The sequence below is a fragment of the Variovorax sp. W1I1 genome (genome assembly GCF_030815625.1).
Lineage (GTDB): Bacteria > Pseudomonadota > Gammaproteobacteria > Burkholderiales > Burkholderiaceae_C > Variovorax > Variovorax paradoxus_C.
This window is the reverse complement of sequence record NZ_JAUSWZ010000001.1, coordinates 4,684,161-4,697,998: the sequence shown is the minus strand read 5'-3', so window position 1 is coordinate 4,697,998 and position 13,838 is coordinate 4,684,161. Positions and strand designations below refer to the sequence as shown.

Here is a 13,838-nt window from a genome sequence, read left to right as displayed (position 1 = left end):
TCATAACCTCGACTGCCCCACGAAGGAGTTCCCCATGCCCCATGCCGCCAACGCCGGTCTTGTCCGGCGCCTGCCCAAGCTGTCCAAACGCAGCCTGCTGGGTGCGTCCCTCCTCGCGATGCTGTGCGCCGCGCTGCCGTATCAGCAGGCGCATGCCCAGGGGCCGCGCAACTTCGCCACGCTCGCGATGGTGGCCGAGCCGCAGACGCTCGACCCGATGGCATCGACCGCCGACCTGGTCGGAACCATCATGCAGCACGTGTACGAGACGCTCTACACCTTCGATGCCAAGTGGAACGTGGTGCCGATGCTGGCCGAGACGATGCCGAAGATATCGGCCGACGGCAAGACCTACGCCATCACCCTGCGCAAGGGCGTGATGCTGCACAACGGCCGCGAACTCAACGCCGACGATGTGGTGGCGAGCCTGCAGCGCTGGATGGACCAGTCGCCGCGCGGCAAGGCCGTGGGCAAGGAAATCGAGAGCCTGAAGGCCAAGGGCCCGATGGGCGTGGAGATCGTGCTGAAGGCGCCCTATGCACCGCTGCTCTCGCAGCTCGCACTGCCCAGCGGCATGGCCGCGATCATGGCCAAGGACTCGATCGCCTCGCCGCTGAAGGAGTTCGTCGGCACCGGCCCCTACAAGTTCAAGGAGCGCCGCCCCGACCAGTTCGTGCTGCTCACCCGCTTCGACAAGTACGCAGCGCGCAAGGAACCCGCAAGCGGCTACGGCGGCAAGCGCGAAGCGGCCATCGAGGAACTGCGCTTCGTGCCCGTGCCCAACGCCAGCACGCGCGTCGAAGGCGCGCTCGCGGGCCAGTACGACTTTGCCGACCTGCTGCCGGTGGAAGCGCTGCCGCGCCTGGAGAAGTCGGGCGGCAAGACCGTGCCGATCATGACGCCGTCGTTCGGCTTCCCGTACCTCGTGCTCAACACCAAGGAAGGCGTGGCCGCGAGCCAGCCAGTGCGCCAGGCGATCCAGACCGCGCTCGGCGAAGGCGAGATGCTCGCCGCTGGCTTCGGCGACACGCGCTTCTTCGTGGCCGAGGCCAACCACTTCCCCAAGGGCTCGCCGTTCTACTCGACCGCCGGCGGCGACCAGTACAACCAGCGCAACGCCGCCAAGGCCAAGGAGGCCGCGGCCAAGGCGGGCTACAAGGGCGAGCCGATCCGCGTGCTCACCAGCCGCCAGTACGACTTTCACTACAACATGTCGCTGCTGATGGCCGAGCAGCTCAAGCGCGCGGGCTTCAAGGTCGACCTCAACGTGGTCGACTGGGCCACGCTGGTGCAGCGCCGCAACGATGCCAAGCTCTGGGATATCTACGTGACCCACTCGGGCCAGTTCCCCGAGCCGATGCTCTCGCCGCCGCAACTGGGCGACGGCGCACCGGGCTGGTGGGATTCGCCCGCCAAGAAGTCGGCGCTGCAGGCCTTCAACGTCGAGAGCGATCCCGCCAAGCGCGGCGCGCTGTGGGGCAAGGTGCAGCAGGTCGTCTACGACGAAGTGCCGTACATCAACGTCGGCAAGTTCAACGGCCTCTCGGCCAAGAGCCCGGCGCTGGACAACTACACGCCCGCGACCTGGCCGTTCTTCTGGAACGCGAAGATCAAGTAAGACCAGAAGGAAAACCGCCATGCCATCGCGTCGCCAACTTCTGCAAGCCAGCGCACTGGCCTCCGGTCTCGGAGCCCTCGGCCTTACGGCCTCCACCGCACAGGCCGCAACGTCCGGCCCTGTGTACGCCTACGTCGGCACCTACAGCGACGGCGGCAAGCCGTGGCGCGGCGGGCGCGGCCTCGGCGTCCACCAGTTCGTGATGGACGGCGCGACCGGCGCGCTCAAGCCCATTTCGGGCGCGCCGCCCGCCGTCGCGAGCACGGGCAGCGATGCCAAGCTGCGCAACCCCGCATCGCTCGCGCGGCATCCGAAGCTGCCGATGCTCTATGCGGCCAACGAGTTCGAGGCGGGCTCGGTCTCCGCTTTCCGCATTGGCGCCAATGGCGCGCTGTCGTTCGTGGCCGAGATGGCCTGCGGCGGCAAGGACCCCGCGTACATCAGCGTGCATCCCGATGGGCGCTTTCTCTTCACTGCCAACTACGCGAGCGGTGATGTCAGCGTGATCGCGCTGCGCGCCGATGGCGGCTTCGATTCGGATGTTGCCGCCGTTGTCTACAAGGACGCGGCCGCCTGCGGCGCGACGCCCTGCAAGCCCGGCGCCGACGTGGTGCCGGCCGCGGCCCGCTCGCACGAAGGCTTTGCCACGAGCGACCACGACGGCCCGCATGCACACATGGTGCACAGCGACCCGACCGGCAACTTCGTGCTGGTCGCCGACCTGGGGCTGGACCGCGTGATCTCGTACCGCTTCGACCGCATCACCGGCGTGCTGAGCCAGCCGAGCACCGTCGCAGTTTCGGAAAGCTCGGGCGCGCGCCACTTCGTCTTTCATCCGAACGGCAAGTGGCTCTACCTCGTGAACGAAGAGGCCTCGACCATCGCCTTCATGCGCTACGACGGCGCCACCGGCGTGCTCACGCTGGTGAGCGAAACCTCGGCGCTGCCGGCCGGCTTCAAGGGCACCAGCTACGCCTCGGGCATCCGCATGCTGCCGGACGGCCAGCACTTCGTGTCGCTCAACCGCCTGCACGATTCGATCTCGCTCTTCAAGATCGACGCCCGCACCGGCGCGCCCACGCTTGTGCGCGAGGAGTGGACGCGCGGCAACTATCCGCGCAGCTGCACGCTCGATCCGAGCGGGCGCTTTCTTTATGTGTGCCACAACAAGCAGGGCGACAACGTCACGGTGTTCCGCGTGAAGAAGGGCGACATCCAGTTCACCGGCCAGTACGTGGCCGTCGGCAGCGCGGCGGCCATCGAGTTCTCGTCGTGATGAAGATGAAGAGTGCTTCGCTCCGCTACATCGCCTCCCGCGCGGGCGGCATGCTCATCGTGCTGGCCATCGTGGCGGTGCTGGTCTTCGTGCTCACGCGCGCCGCCTCGGGCGATCCGGTCTCGGTGCTGCTGGGCGACCAGGCCACCGCCGCCGACATCGCGCGCGTGCAGAAGGACTACGGCCTCGACAAACCGCTGCCCGTGCAGTTCGGCTACTGGCTGCGCGAAGTGCTGCAAGGCAACCTGGGCACCTCGATCTTTCTGCAGCGCCCCGTGACACAGGCGCTGTGGGAGCGTGCCGAGCCCACCACGCTGCTCGCGCTCATGGCCGTGGCCATCGCGGCGCTGATCGGCGTTCCCTGCGGCATCGTCTCGGCCGTGTTCCGCGGACGCGTGGTCGATCAGCTCTTCACCGGCATCGCGATGCTCGGCGCGAGCATTCCGAGCTTCTGGCTGGGCATCGTGCTGATCCAGATCTTCGCGGTGTCGTTCGGCTGGTTCCCGGTCTCGGGCTACGGCGCGCCCGATGCGCCGTTCATGGAGCGGCTGCATGCGCTGGTACTGCCGGCGACGGTGCTGGGCCTTCTGAACTCGGCGCTCATCATCCGCTTCACGCGTGCCTCGATGCTCGATGTGCTCGGTGAAGACTATGTGCGCACCGCGCGCTCCAAGGGCCTCAGCGAGAGCAAGGTGGTGCTCAAGCATGCGCTGCGCAATGCGCTGGTGCCCATCGTCACGGTGATCGGCCTGACGGTCGCGCTGATGATCGGTGGCGCCGTCATCACCGAGACGGTGTTCGGCCTGCCCGGTGTCGGCAACCTCGTGGTGAGTGCGGTGCTACGGCGCGACTACCCCGTCATTCAAGGGGCGCTGCTCGTGATTGCCGCGATCTACGTGCTCATCAATTTCTCGATCGACCTGCTGTATGCCGTGGTCGATCCTCGCGTGAAGGTCTGAGCCGTGCAGATGCCAAGAATGCTCCGCCAGTTGATGCACCGCCGCATCGTGATGGTCTCCGCGCTGGTGCTGCTGGTGATTGCCGTGCTCGCCATCGGCGCGCCGCTGTTCGCCTCCATCGACCCCAACGACACCGCAGTGCTTGACCGCCTGAAGGCACCGAGCGCTGAACACCTGCTCGGCACCGACGAACTGGGCCGCGACCTCTATTCGCGCATCGTGCACGGCGCGCGCTACTCGCTCGCCATCGCCGCGCTCACTGCTCTCGGCGCGGTTGTCGCCGGCACGGTGCTGGGTCTCATGGCCGGCTTCTTCCGGCGCTTAGACGCCCCGCTCATGCGCGTGGTCGACGCGATGATGTCCTTCCCGGACATCCTGCTGGCCATCGCGCTGGTGGCGATCCTCGGGCCTTCGCTCATGAACACCGTGCTCGCGCTGGTGCTGGTGTACACGCCGCGCGTGGCGCGGGTGGTGCGGGCCTCGACGCTCGTGGTGCGGGAACTCCTGTTCGTCGAAGCGGTGCGTGCGCTGGGCGTTCGCACCTCGCGCATCCTGTGGCGGCACATATTGCCGAACCTGATGTCGCCGATCCTCGTGCAGGTTTCCTTCATCTTTGCCTACGCCATCCTGGCCGAGGCGGGCCTGTCGTTCCTCGGCGTCGGCGTGCCGCCCGAGATCCCGACCTGGGGCACCATGGTTGCGGGCAGCCAGCAGTACGCGCACCAGGCCTTCTGGGTGGTGCTGTTCCCGGGCCTCGCGATCATCTTCACGGCGCTCTCGCTGCAATTGCTCGGTGATGGCGTGCGAGATCTGCTCGACCCCAAGCTCAAGAAGACCTCGTGATGACGAACGCCAACAACACGCCACACGCGCCACGCCTCACGGTCAGCAACCTGAGCACCAGCTTCCCCACCGAGGACGGCCTGATCCGCTCGGTGGCCGATGTGAGCTTCTCCATCCAGCCGGGCAAGACGACCGCGCTGGTCGGCGAGTCGGGCTCGGGCAAGTCGGTCACCAGCCTCACGCTGATGCGCCTTCTGCCCAAGACCGCGAACGCGCAGGTCAGCGGCAGCGCTTCGTTCGTCACGCGCGAAGGCAAGACGCTGGACCTGCTGCAGATCGGCGAGCGCGAGATGCGGTCTCTCCGCGGCAACCAGCTGTCGATGATCTTCCAGGAGCCGATGACCAGCCTGAACCCGGTCTTCACCATCGGCGAGCAGATTGCAGAGAGCGTGCGACTGCACAAGGGGCTGGACCGCAAGGCGGCGCTCGCGCATGCGCTGCGCATGCTGGAGCTGGTGGAGATTCCTGCGGCGGCGCAGCGCATCCACGAGTACCCGCACCAGCTCTCGGGCGGCATGCGCCAGCGGGTGATGATCGCGCTCGCGATGGCCTGCGACCCGACGTTGTTGATCGCCGACGAGCCCACGACCGCGCTGGACGTGACCATCCAGGCGCAGATCCTCGAACTCATGCGGCGCCTGCAGGCCGAGACGGGCATGAGCATCCTCTTCATCACCCACAACCTGGGCGTGGTCGCGCACCATGCGGACGATGTGGTGGTGCTGTATGCGGGCCGCGTGGTCGAGAGCGCGCCGGTGCGGCCGCTGTTCGCGCAGCCGGAGCATCCGTACACACAGGGCCTTCTGGCCTGCCTGCCGGGCAAGGCGAGATTGCCGGGCCAACCCAAGCCCAAGCGCCTCTTTGCGATCCGCGGGCAGGTGTCGAGCCCGCTCGCGCCACCGCCCGGCTGCGCCTTCGAGCCGCGCTGCGACCATGCACTGCCGGCTTGCAAGGATGCGATTCCCCCGCTCATCGACATCCGCCAGGACCGCCAGGCCCGCTGCATTCGCGTGCAGCCCGAAGCCCAACTTGCGAGGGTCGCATGACCGCTGCTGTTTCTCCTTTGATCGAAGTCCGCGGCCTGAAGAAATACTTCGGCAGCAGCGATCGCCCCGTGCGCGCGGTCGACGACGTGTCGTTCGCGATCCAGCCTGGCGAGACGCTGGGCCTCGTCGGCGAATCGGGCTCGGGCAAGAGCACCATCGGCCGCACCGTGCTGCGGCTGGTCGAGCGCACAGAAGGACAAGTGTTCTATCGCGGCGACGATATCGGCGCGCTCTCGGGCGAGCGCATGCGGAAGCTCCGCAGCAAGCTGCAGATCATTTTTCAGGACCCGTACGCGAGCCTGAACCCGAAGATGCGCATCAGCGCGATCCTCGGTGAGGCGCTGTCGACGCACGGGCTGCACAAAGGGGCAGCGGCGCGCGACAAGCGCATCGCCGAACTGCTGGAGACCGTCGGCCTGCGCGCCGAGCATGCGAGCCGCTTTCCGCACGAGTTCTCGGGCGGGCAGCGCCAGCGTATCGGCGTGGCGCGGGCGCTTGCCGTCGAGCCGGAGTTCATCGTGGCCGACGAGCCGCTGTCCGCACTCGACGTATCGATCCAGTCGCAGGTCATCAACCTGCTGGCCGACCTGCGCGAGCGCCTGGGTTTGACCATGCTCTTCATCTCGCACGATCTCGATGTGGTCGAGTACCTGTGCGACCGCGTGGTGGTGCTGTACCTGGGCAAGGTGATGGAAGTGGCCGAGACCGACGAGCTCTTCGCGCGGCCTTCGCACCCGTACACCCAGGCGCTGCTCGCTGCGAGCCCGAAGCCCGATCCGACGCTCGCGACCGAGCGCATTGCCCTGAAGGGCGACATCCCCAGCCCCATCTCTCCCCCTTCGGGCTGCGTGTTCCGCACGCGCTGCCCGCACGCCATCGAGGCTTGCGCGCAGACCGTGCCGCCGCTCGACGAAATTTCTCCCGGACACTACAGCGCCTGCATCCGCAAGGAACTGCTCTCCAACATCGCCGCATGACGACCATGACAGACACCGCTACCAAAGCCAACTTCACCGACCCGCTGCTGGGCAGCAACTTCAAGGGCTACCCGCGCACCCAGCCGGCACGCCTGCGCAGCGAAGTCGGTGCCGCCGGTTGGAACGTGCTGGCCGGCGACCTGCCGCTGCCGCTCGCAATGCTCAAGCGCGAGGCGCTGGAGCACAACCTCGCGTGGATGCAGTCGCGTGTGCGCGAATGGGGTATCGACCTTGCGCCGCACGGCAAGACGACCATGTCGCCACAGCTCTTCCAGCGCCAGCTCGATGCGGGCGCGTGGGGCCTGACCTTCGCCACCGTCACGCAATTGGCCGTGGGCGTGGCGGCCGGCGCGCGCCGCACGCTCATCGCCAACCAGGTGGTGAGCGATGAAGACTTGGCGGGCATCCAGTTGCTGCTGAGCGCGAATGCGGGTCTGCGCGTCGTGTTCCTGGTGGATTCGCTCGCGCAGCTCGCGCTCATCGAGGACTGGGCCAAGCGCCACACCGCGAGCGTGCCCTTCGAGGTGATGATCGAGATCGGCGTCGAAGGCGCGCGCACCGGTTGCCGCACGCACGAAGAGGCCGTGACGCTCGCCACGCGCCTGCGCGCAAGCGACGCGGTCAAGCTCGTCGGCATTGAGACCTACGAAGGGCAGGGCGCCACCGGCGTGAGCGAGCCCGACACCGCATATGCGAACACGCTGATGGACCGCGTCGAAGCCATCGCACGCCACTGCGATACGCAGAAGCTCTTCGAGACCGACGAGGTGCTGGTCTCGGCCGGCGGTTCGGCGATCTTCGACCTCGTGGCCGGACGCCTGAAGCCCGCGTTGGGTTCTCCCGTACGGGGCTTGCTGCGCTCGGGTTGCTACGTCACGCACGACCACGGCTTCTACAAGCGCATGGTGAGCGCGGTGGACGAGCGCCTGGGTTGCGACTGCGGCGAAAGCCTGCGCCCCGCCATGGAGGTCTGGGCCACGGTGCAATCGCGTCCTGAGCCGGGCCTTGCGATCCTTGCTGTCGGCAAGCGCGACATCTCGTTCGATCTCTCGATGCCCGTGCCTATCGGACGCGCGGCACGCGGGGCGCTCGAAGCAGAGGCCGTGCCCGCCGGCTGGAAGATCACCGCACTCAACGACCAGCACGCGTACCTGCGCTGGGATGCGAACGAGGAAGCGGATGCGCCCAAGGTCGGAGACCGCGTCGGCCTCGGCATCTCGCACCCCTGCACCACCTTCGACAAATGGCATTGGATGCCCATCGTCGAGAACGACTACAGCGTGAGCGACGCCGTCGCCATGCATTTCTGAAATCGCAACGATGACCCCCTCCCTGCTCCGGAAGATCGCGGAGATTCGCAGCGGCGCCCCGGCCACGCGGCGCGCGATTCTCGACCTGATCCTCGAAGACCCCGACCGCGTGCTGGAAGAGAGCTTCGAGCAACTGGCCGAGCGCTCGCGCAGCTCGGTGCCGACCATCATGCGCACCTGCCGCGACCTCGGGTTTGCAGGCCTGCGCGAGTTCAAGCTCGCGCTCGCGCAGGAGCTCGCGCTCGGCGGCTCGCCGCTGCACCGCCGCGTCAACATCGAGGACGCGGCCGACGAAGTGGTCGGAAAGATCGCGCGCAGCGCCGCGGCTTCTGTCTCGGGCGTGCGCGGCCAGCTCGACATGCAGGTGCTCGACGGCGCCGTGGCCGCCATCGCGGCCGCGCCGCATGTGGACCTGTACGGCGCGGGCGCCACCTCGTGGTTCATGGCCAACGATCTGCAGGCGCGGCTGTTCCGCCTCGGCCTCTCGGCGAACGCCTGGGCCGACTACCACCTGCAGCAGGTGGCCGGCGCGGCGCAGCGGCCGGGCGGCGTGGTCATCGCGATCTCGCACGTGGGCGGCATGCCCTCGCTGCTGGACGCGGTGGACATCGCGCGCGGGCAGGGCGCCAAGGTGGTTGCGCTCACGCGGCCGGGCACAGCGCTCGCCGCGAAAGCCGACTTTTTGCTGGGCCTCTCCGTGCCCGACGATGCGGTGATGCACGTGGGCATCGACGCGTATCTCACGCACCTCACCGCCATCGAGATCCTCACGGTGCTGGTCGCGCAACGACGCGGCGAACCGGCGGTGCAGCGCCTGCAGCGCGCACGCGAAGCCTTCCAGCGCCACGGCATCGACGCGACCACGCACCCACTGCAAAGCTGGGACGGCGGCGGCATCAACGACGAAAAAGGAGGACGTGCATCGTGAGCGACCCTCAAGCCGTGAAAGCCGTATTGCTCGAAGCCGGCCTCGTGGTCGACGGTTCGGGTGGGCCCTCGTGGCCCGGCGATGTGCTGCTGCAGGGTGACCGCATCCTCGCGCTCGGCGAGGGCCTGCGCGGGCGCTTGCCCGAAGGGCTCACGCTCGCCGACGTCGAGGTGATCGACTGCCGCGCCAAGGTCATCGCGCCCGGCTTCATCGACGCGCACACGCACGACGATGCGATCGTGCTGCGCGATCCGCTGTGCCTGCCCAAGGTGTCGCAGGGCATCTCCACCGTGGTGACGGGCAACTGCGGCATCTCGCTCGCTCCCTACCGCACGCCGCAATCGAAACCACCGCTCACGCTGCTGGGTGCCGATTCGTTCAAGCACGCGACGATGGCCGAGTACCGCGCCGCCGTCGATGCCACGCAGCCCGCGCTCAACGTGGCCGCGCTCGTCGGCCACACCACGTTGCGCTTTGCAACGATGGAAGCGCTCGACCGGCCCGCGAGCGGCGATGAGCTCGCGCGCATGGAAGCGCTGCTCGACAGCTGCATGGCCGATGGGGCGCACGGCATGTCGTCGGGCCTGTTCTATGAAGAAGCCTTTGCCGCGCCTGCGGAAGAGGTCACCGCGCTCGCCCGTGTCGTCGCGCGCCATGGCGGCGTGTACGCCACGCACCTGCGCAGCGAGATGCAGCAGATCATCGAGGCGCTGCACGAGGCCGGCGACTCGGCCTTCAACGCGGGCGTGCCACTGGTCATCTCGCACCACAAGTGCGCCGGCCCCGCGAACTGGGGCCGCACGAAAGAGACGCTGCCGCTGATCGAATCGCTCGCGCAGCGCCAGCAGATCGCGATGGACGTGTACCCCTACGTGGCCGGCTCCACCGTGCTGCGCGAAGACCTGGTGGACGGCGTCATCGACGTGCTGCTCACTTGGTCTGATCCGCATCCGGAGATGACAGGTCGGCTGCTTTCCGATATCGCGCGCGAGTGGGGCACCACCGAGCAAGAGGCGTGCGTGCGGCTGAAGCCCGGCGGCGCCTGCTACTTCCAGATGCAGGAAGAAGATGTGGAGCGTGTCATCGCGCACCCGCTCACCATGATCGGCAGCGACGGCTTGCCGCACGACCGTCATCCGCATCCGCGCCTGTGGGGTGCGTTCCCTCGCGTGTTCGCGCGCTACTGGCGCCAGCGCCGCCTGTTCACGCTGGAACAGGCCGTTCACAAGATGACCGGCATGACCGCGCGCAACCTGCGCATCGCCGACCGTGGCCTGCTGCGCGTCGGCACGATGGCCGACGTGGTGGTGTTCGACCCCGAGACCATCGCCGACACCGCGACCTACGACAAGCCGCACGGCGTGAGCGAAGGTGTCAAACGCGTGTTCGTGAACGGCGTGCTGGCGTACCGCGGGGGCGAGGGCGAAGCGAAGGTGCTGGCGCGCGCGGGGCGGATGCTCACGCGCGGGCGCTGAAGCCTTGCGCGGGCTCGCGCCCCGACCAAAGCTGCCCCCACACGTCCCTGCCGTTCAATCCTGCGCCTGGAACATCCGCGTGAAATCGCAGCATTCCTGCGCCAGCATCACGATCGACGAGGTGAGCGCGCTGCGGTGCTCGCCCTTGTGCATCGCCACGTAGCGCACCACCGGCAGCGGCGGCGTGACCTCGATCACTGACAGCATGCCGGCCGCCACCAGCGGCGCGAGGCATTCGCGCGGCAGGTAGCTCACACCCAACCCCGACACGGTGAGCCCGGTGAGCGCGACGAGGTTGCTCACCACGATCACGTTGGAAGGCTGCACGCCCTGGTCTTTCATCCACGCGTCGTAGGCGCGCCCGGTGCCCGAGTTGTTGCCCTGCACCAGCATGCGGTGCCGCGCGAGGTCGTGCAGGCGCACGGTGCCCGTCGTCTGCACCACGCCGGGCTTGCACATCCACGCGCTCTTCACCTTGCCGATGACCTTGCTCTGCATGCGCGAGTCGGCAAAGGTGTCGGGCACGATGACCAGGTCGAGCGCATCGACCAGGAGCTTGTCGCGCAGCTGCAGGCTGTCGTCCACGTCGGGTTCGAGGATCACCTTGGGGTAGTGCTGCTGGATCAGGCCGACGAGGCGCGGCAGCCACGTCATGGCGGTGAGTTCGGTCACGCCGATGCGGATGCGGCGCTCCACCACGCCGGGTTTGCCGAACTGCTCGACCGCCGCATCGCGCTGCTCCAGCAGCTTCTTGGCGAGCACGAACATCTCCTCGCCCTTTTCGGTGAGGCGCGCGCTGCGCTGGCTGCGGTCGAAGAGTTCGGTGTCGAACAGCAGCTCCAGCTCGTGCACCCGCTTGGAGACGGCGGACTGCGAGGTGTGCAGCTGGTTCGCGGCCTGCGCGAAGCCGCCGAGCTGGCCGATCCAGTAGAGGGCTTCGAGTTGCTTGAAGGTCATCACGGTGGAAGTCTCCGGGCGCTGAAAGAACGCTTTTCTTCATGCAATTCGATCACAAAAAATCGCTTTTAGAAATTCATCGAGGCGCAGAAGATTCGCCCAGCTCACCCCTCACTGCAAACCAAGGAATACACGCCATGGACTTCTTCAACCTGCCCCTCGCCCTGGGACTCACCATCGCCTTCACCTGCGGCGCCGCCAGCGCACAGGACGGCGGCACGCTGCAGAAGATCAAGGAGAGCGGCACGATCCAGATCGGCGCGCGCGACAGCCAGATCCCGTTCTCCTACAAGCTCAGCGCCGACAGCGCGCCCATCGGCTACACCAACGACATTTGCCTGAAGATCGTCGATGCGGTGAAGGCCAAGCTCGGCCTCGCGAAGATCGAGGTGCGCTACACGATGCTCAATTCGACCAACCGCATTCCGCTCCTGCAGAACGGCACGGTCGACCTCGACTGCGCAACCACCACCAACACCACTCAGCGCCAGGCGCAGGTCGATTTCGCGCCGAGCCATTTCGTCACCAACATCACCGCCGCGGTGCGCAAGAGCTCGGGCATCAATGCACTGGCTGATCTGAACGGCAAGAACGTGGCCACGGTCTCGGGCAGCACCTCGATCCAGTTGCTGCGCGGCGCGCGCAAGAGCGGCACGATCGAAGTGAACGAGATCGCGGGCAAGGACACCTCCGACGGCTTCTTGCTGCTCTCGACCGGCCGCGCCGACGCCTACGTGCTCGACGATGTGCAGCTCGCCGGCATGATCGCCAGCGCCACCAACCCGGGCGAATACAAGCTCCTGAAGGAGTCGCTGCGCCAGGAGCCCTACGGGATCATGCTGCGCAAGGACGATCCGCAGTTCAAGGCGTTGGTCGACGAAACGGTCACCGGCCTCATGAAGTCGGGCGCCATCGAGCAGCTCTATGCGAAGTGGTTCATGTCGCCGATTCCGCCGAAGAACGCGAACCTGAATTTCCCGATGTCCGACGCGGTGCGCGACATCTACAAGAACCCGAACAACAAGGGCGTCTGAGCACACACATGGCGACCACCCTTGAAAACCGCCCCCGCGGTCTCGCGTTCTCCGATGCGCTGATGCGCGAGGTGAAGTCGCGCTTCCTCCTCGTGGACCGCGACCAGCACGGCCACGAACGCCTGTACTTCGACAACGCCGGCGGCTCGTTTCGCCTGAAAGCCGCGGCCGAGCGCTTTGCAGAGGTCGATGCGATTCCCGACAACGCCGAGCGCATCCACGCGACCGCCGTCGAGCTGCAGCAGATCCAGGCGAAGGCCGGTGACGACCTGCGCACCATCCTCAATGCGCGCGGCGGAAGCGTCTATGCCTCGCTCACCGCCTCGGGCGCCATGTTCGACATGGTGCGCGCGGTGGCCGAGAACGTGCCGGGCACGAACATGGTCACGACGGTGCTCGAACATCCGTCGGCGTTCGATGCGATGAGTCTCTACGCCGACCGGCTCGGCCGCGAGCTGCGCGTGGCGAAGAGCAACCCGGTGACGGGCGGCGTCGATGTGGAAGAGATCGTTCGCCTCGTCGACAAGGACACGTGCCTCCTCAACGTGATCTACGCCTCGAACATCTCGGGCGCCAAGCTCGACATGGCCGAGATCGTGCGCCGCGCGCGGGCCATCAAGCCTGACCTCTACATCCTCGTGGACGCGGTGCAGCATGCGCCGCACGGCCTCATCGACCTCGAGAAGACGCCGGTGGACGGCATCAACCTCGCGCCCTACAAGTTCTTCGGTTGCCGCGGCTCGGGGCTCTCGTGGATGTCCGGCCGCGCGGCCGTGCTGCCGCACCACAAGCTCGCGGGCAAGAAGCCGGATTACTGGGACCTGGGCAGCTCCGCGCCGTGGCAGTTCGCGGCGCTCACGGAGATCGTCGATTACGTCTGCTGGATCGGCGGCCAGTTCACCGACGCTACCGAGCGTCGTGCGCTGTTTGTCGAAGGCATCGGCCGCATCGAACTGCACGAGCGCGCGCTGCTCGCCGCGCTGCTCGATGGCACCGGCAATGCGACCGGGCTGCGCGAGATGCGCCGCGTCGAGGTGTTCCTCGACCACGAAGACCTGACGAAGCGCGACCTGATCCTGGGCATCGGCTTCGACCGCATCGACTGCACGCAGGCGGTGGTCGAGTACGGCAAGCGCGGCGTCACGGTGTACGAGCGCGTGGCGACGAGCATCTATTCGAAGCGGATGCTCGAATCCTTCGGGCTCGAAGGCACGGTGCGCGTCTCGCCGCTGCACTGCCATTCGATGGCCGATGTGGAGCGGTTTCTCAAGGTCACGCAGGAGATCGCGGCTGCCGTGTGATCTGGCCTTGGGGTATCCAAGGCCGCGCCGTAGGGTTGATCGACCGGATCGCCGCTCGCATCGAAGATAATGCGAGCCGTTCTCATTTGGTCCGTTCTTTCGATCCCGTCCAAG

The 13,838-nt window shown here is 67.1% G+C and carries 12 protein-coding genes; 11 read left to right on the top strand and 1 reads right to left on the bottom strand.

Annotated elements, in window-relative coordinates; all coding sequences use genetic code 11:
* Nucleotides 1–34: 34 nt before the first annotated feature.
* The 9 genes from QFZ83_RS22060 to QFZ83_RS22020 are packed head-to-tail and all read left to right on the top strand — an operon-like array spanning nucleotide 35 to nucleotide 10,432.
* Nucleotides 35–1,618, top strand: a complete 1,584-nt coding sequence (locus QFZ83_RS22060; protein ID WP_307510104.1) for an ABC transporter substrate-binding protein — start codon at nucleotides 35–37, stop codon at nucleotides 1,616–1,618.
* A 19-nt stretch (nucleotides 1,619–1,637) separates the two neighbouring features.
* The gene (locus tag QFZ83_RS22055) at nucleotides 1,638–2,894 is read left to right on the top strand and encodes a lactonase family protein (protein ID WP_307510102.1); all 1,257 of its coding nucleotides are present in this window, start codon (nucleotides 1,638–1,640) and stop codon (nucleotides 2,892–2,894) included.
* Nucleotides 2,895–2,899: 5 nt separating this feature from the next.
* Nucleotides 2,900–3,853: an ABC transporter permease gene (locus QFZ83_RS22050; RefSeq protein WP_041943365.1), complete on the top strand. Its 954-nt coding sequence runs from the start codon at nucleotides 2,900–2,902 to the stop codon at nucleotides 3,851–3,853.
* A gap of 3 nt (nucleotides 3,854–3,856) precedes the next feature.
* Complete coding sequence (locus QFZ83_RS22045) at nucleotides 3,857–4,696, top strand: ABC transporter permease (RefSeq protein ID WP_307510100.1); 840 nt, start codon at nucleotides 3,857–3,859, stop codon at nucleotides 4,694–4,696.
* The gene (locus QFZ83_RS22040) at nucleotides 4,696–5,742 is read left to right on the top strand and encodes an ABC transporter ATP-binding protein (protein ID WP_307510097.1); all 1,047 of its coding nucleotides are present in this window, start codon (nucleotides 4,696–4,698) and stop codon (nucleotides 5,740–5,742) included. Before QFZ83_RS22045 ends, QFZ83_RS22040 begins: the two co-directional genes overlap by 1 nt.
* Complete coding sequence (locus QFZ83_RS22035) at nucleotides 5,739–6,719, top strand: ABC transporter ATP-binding protein (protein ID WP_306880110.1); 981 nt, start codon at nucleotides 5,739–5,741, stop codon at nucleotides 6,717–6,719. Before QFZ83_RS22040 ends, QFZ83_RS22035 begins: the two co-directional genes overlap by 4 nt.
* A complete protein-coding gene (locus QFZ83_RS22030) occupies nucleotides 6,716–8,029 on the top strand; it encodes an amino acid deaminase (RefSeq protein WP_307510094.1) in 1,314 nt (437 codons plus the stop codon). Before QFZ83_RS22035 ends, QFZ83_RS22030 begins: the two co-directional genes overlap by 4 nt.
* A 10-nt stretch (nucleotides 8,030–8,039) precedes the next feature.
* Nucleotides 8,040–8,957 carry a MurR/RpiR family transcriptional regulator gene (locus tag QFZ83_RS22025; RefSeq protein WP_307510092.1) on the top strand — a complete coding sequence of 306 codons (918 nt, stop codon included), beginning with the start codon at nucleotides 8,040–8,042 and terminating at the stop codon, nucleotides 8,955–8,957.
* Complete coding sequence (locus tag QFZ83_RS22020) at nucleotides 8,954–10,432, top strand: amidohydrolase family protein (RefSeq protein ID WP_307510089.1); 1,479 nt, start codon at nucleotides 8,954–8,956, stop codon at nucleotides 10,430–10,432. Before QFZ83_RS22025 ends, QFZ83_RS22020 begins: the two co-directional genes overlap by 4 nt.
* 54 nt (nucleotides 10,433–10,486) lie before the next feature.
* Here the strand turns inward: QFZ83_RS22020 and QFZ83_RS22015 are convergent, their stop codons facing one another.
* Nucleotides 10,487–11,389 carry a LysR family transcriptional regulator gene (locus tag QFZ83_RS22015; RefSeq protein ID WP_307512793.1) on the bottom strand — a complete coding sequence of 301 codons (903 nt, stop codon included), beginning with the start codon at nucleotides 11,387–11,389 and terminating at the stop codon, nucleotides 10,487–10,489.
* Nucleotides 11,390–11,526: 137 nt separating this feature from the next.
* Here QFZ83_RS22015 and QFZ83_RS22010 point away from each other — a divergent pair, with 137 nt between their 5' ends.
* On the top strand, nucleotides 11,527–12,423 hold the full coding sequence (locus QFZ83_RS22010; protein ID WP_307510086.1) for an amino acid ABC transporter substrate-binding protein: 897 nt from the start codon (nucleotides 11,527–11,529) through the stop codon (nucleotides 12,421–12,423).
* An 8-nt stretch (nucleotides 12,424–12,431) separates the two neighbouring features.
* Entirely contained in the window at nucleotides 12,432–13,724 is a 1,293-nt protein-coding gene (locus QFZ83_RS22005; protein ID WP_307510084.1) for an aminotransferase class V-fold PLP-dependent enzyme, read from the top strand.
* Nucleotides 13,725–13,838: the final 114 nt, after the last annotated feature.

Coding starts and splice junctions, on each gene's coding strand:
- QFZ83_RS22060 (WP_307510104.1), top strand. CDS start 35: ATGCCCCATGCCGCCAACGCCGGTCTTGTCCGGCGCCTGCCCAAGCTG.
- QFZ83_RS22055 (WP_307510102.1), top strand. CDS start 1,638: ATGCCATCGCGTCGCCAACTTCTGCAAGCCAGCGCACTGGCCTCCGGT.
- QFZ83_RS22050 (WP_041943365.1), top strand. CDS start 2,900: ATGAAGAGTGCTTCGCTCCGCTACATCGCCTCCCGCGCGGGCGGCATG.
- QFZ83_RS22040 (WP_307510097.1), top strand. CDS start 4,696: ATGACGAACGCCAACAACACGCCACACGCGCCACGCCTCACGGTCAGC.
- QFZ83_RS22035 (WP_306880110.1), top strand. CDS start 5,739: ATGACCGCTGCTGTTTCTCCTTTGATCGAAGTCCGCGGCCTGAAGAAA.
- QFZ83_RS22030 (WP_307510094.1), top strand. CDS start 6,716: ATGACGACCATGACAGACACCGCTACCAAAGCCAACTTCACCGACCCG.
- QFZ83_RS22025 (WP_307510092.1), top strand. CDS start 8,040: ATGACCCCCTCCCTGCTCCGGAAGATCGCGGAGATTCGCAGCGGCGCC.
- QFZ83_RS22015 (WP_307512793.1), bottom strand. CDS start 11,389: ATGACCTTCAAGCAACTCGAAGCCCTCTACTGGATCGGCCAGCTCGGC.
- QFZ83_RS22010 (WP_307510086.1), top strand. CDS start 11,527: ATGGACTTCTTCAACCTGCCCCTCGCCCTGGGACTCACCATCGCCTTC.
- QFZ83_RS22005 (WP_307510084.1), top strand. CDS start 12,432: ATGGCGACCACCCTTGAAAACCGCCCCCGCGGTCTCGCGTTCTCCGAT.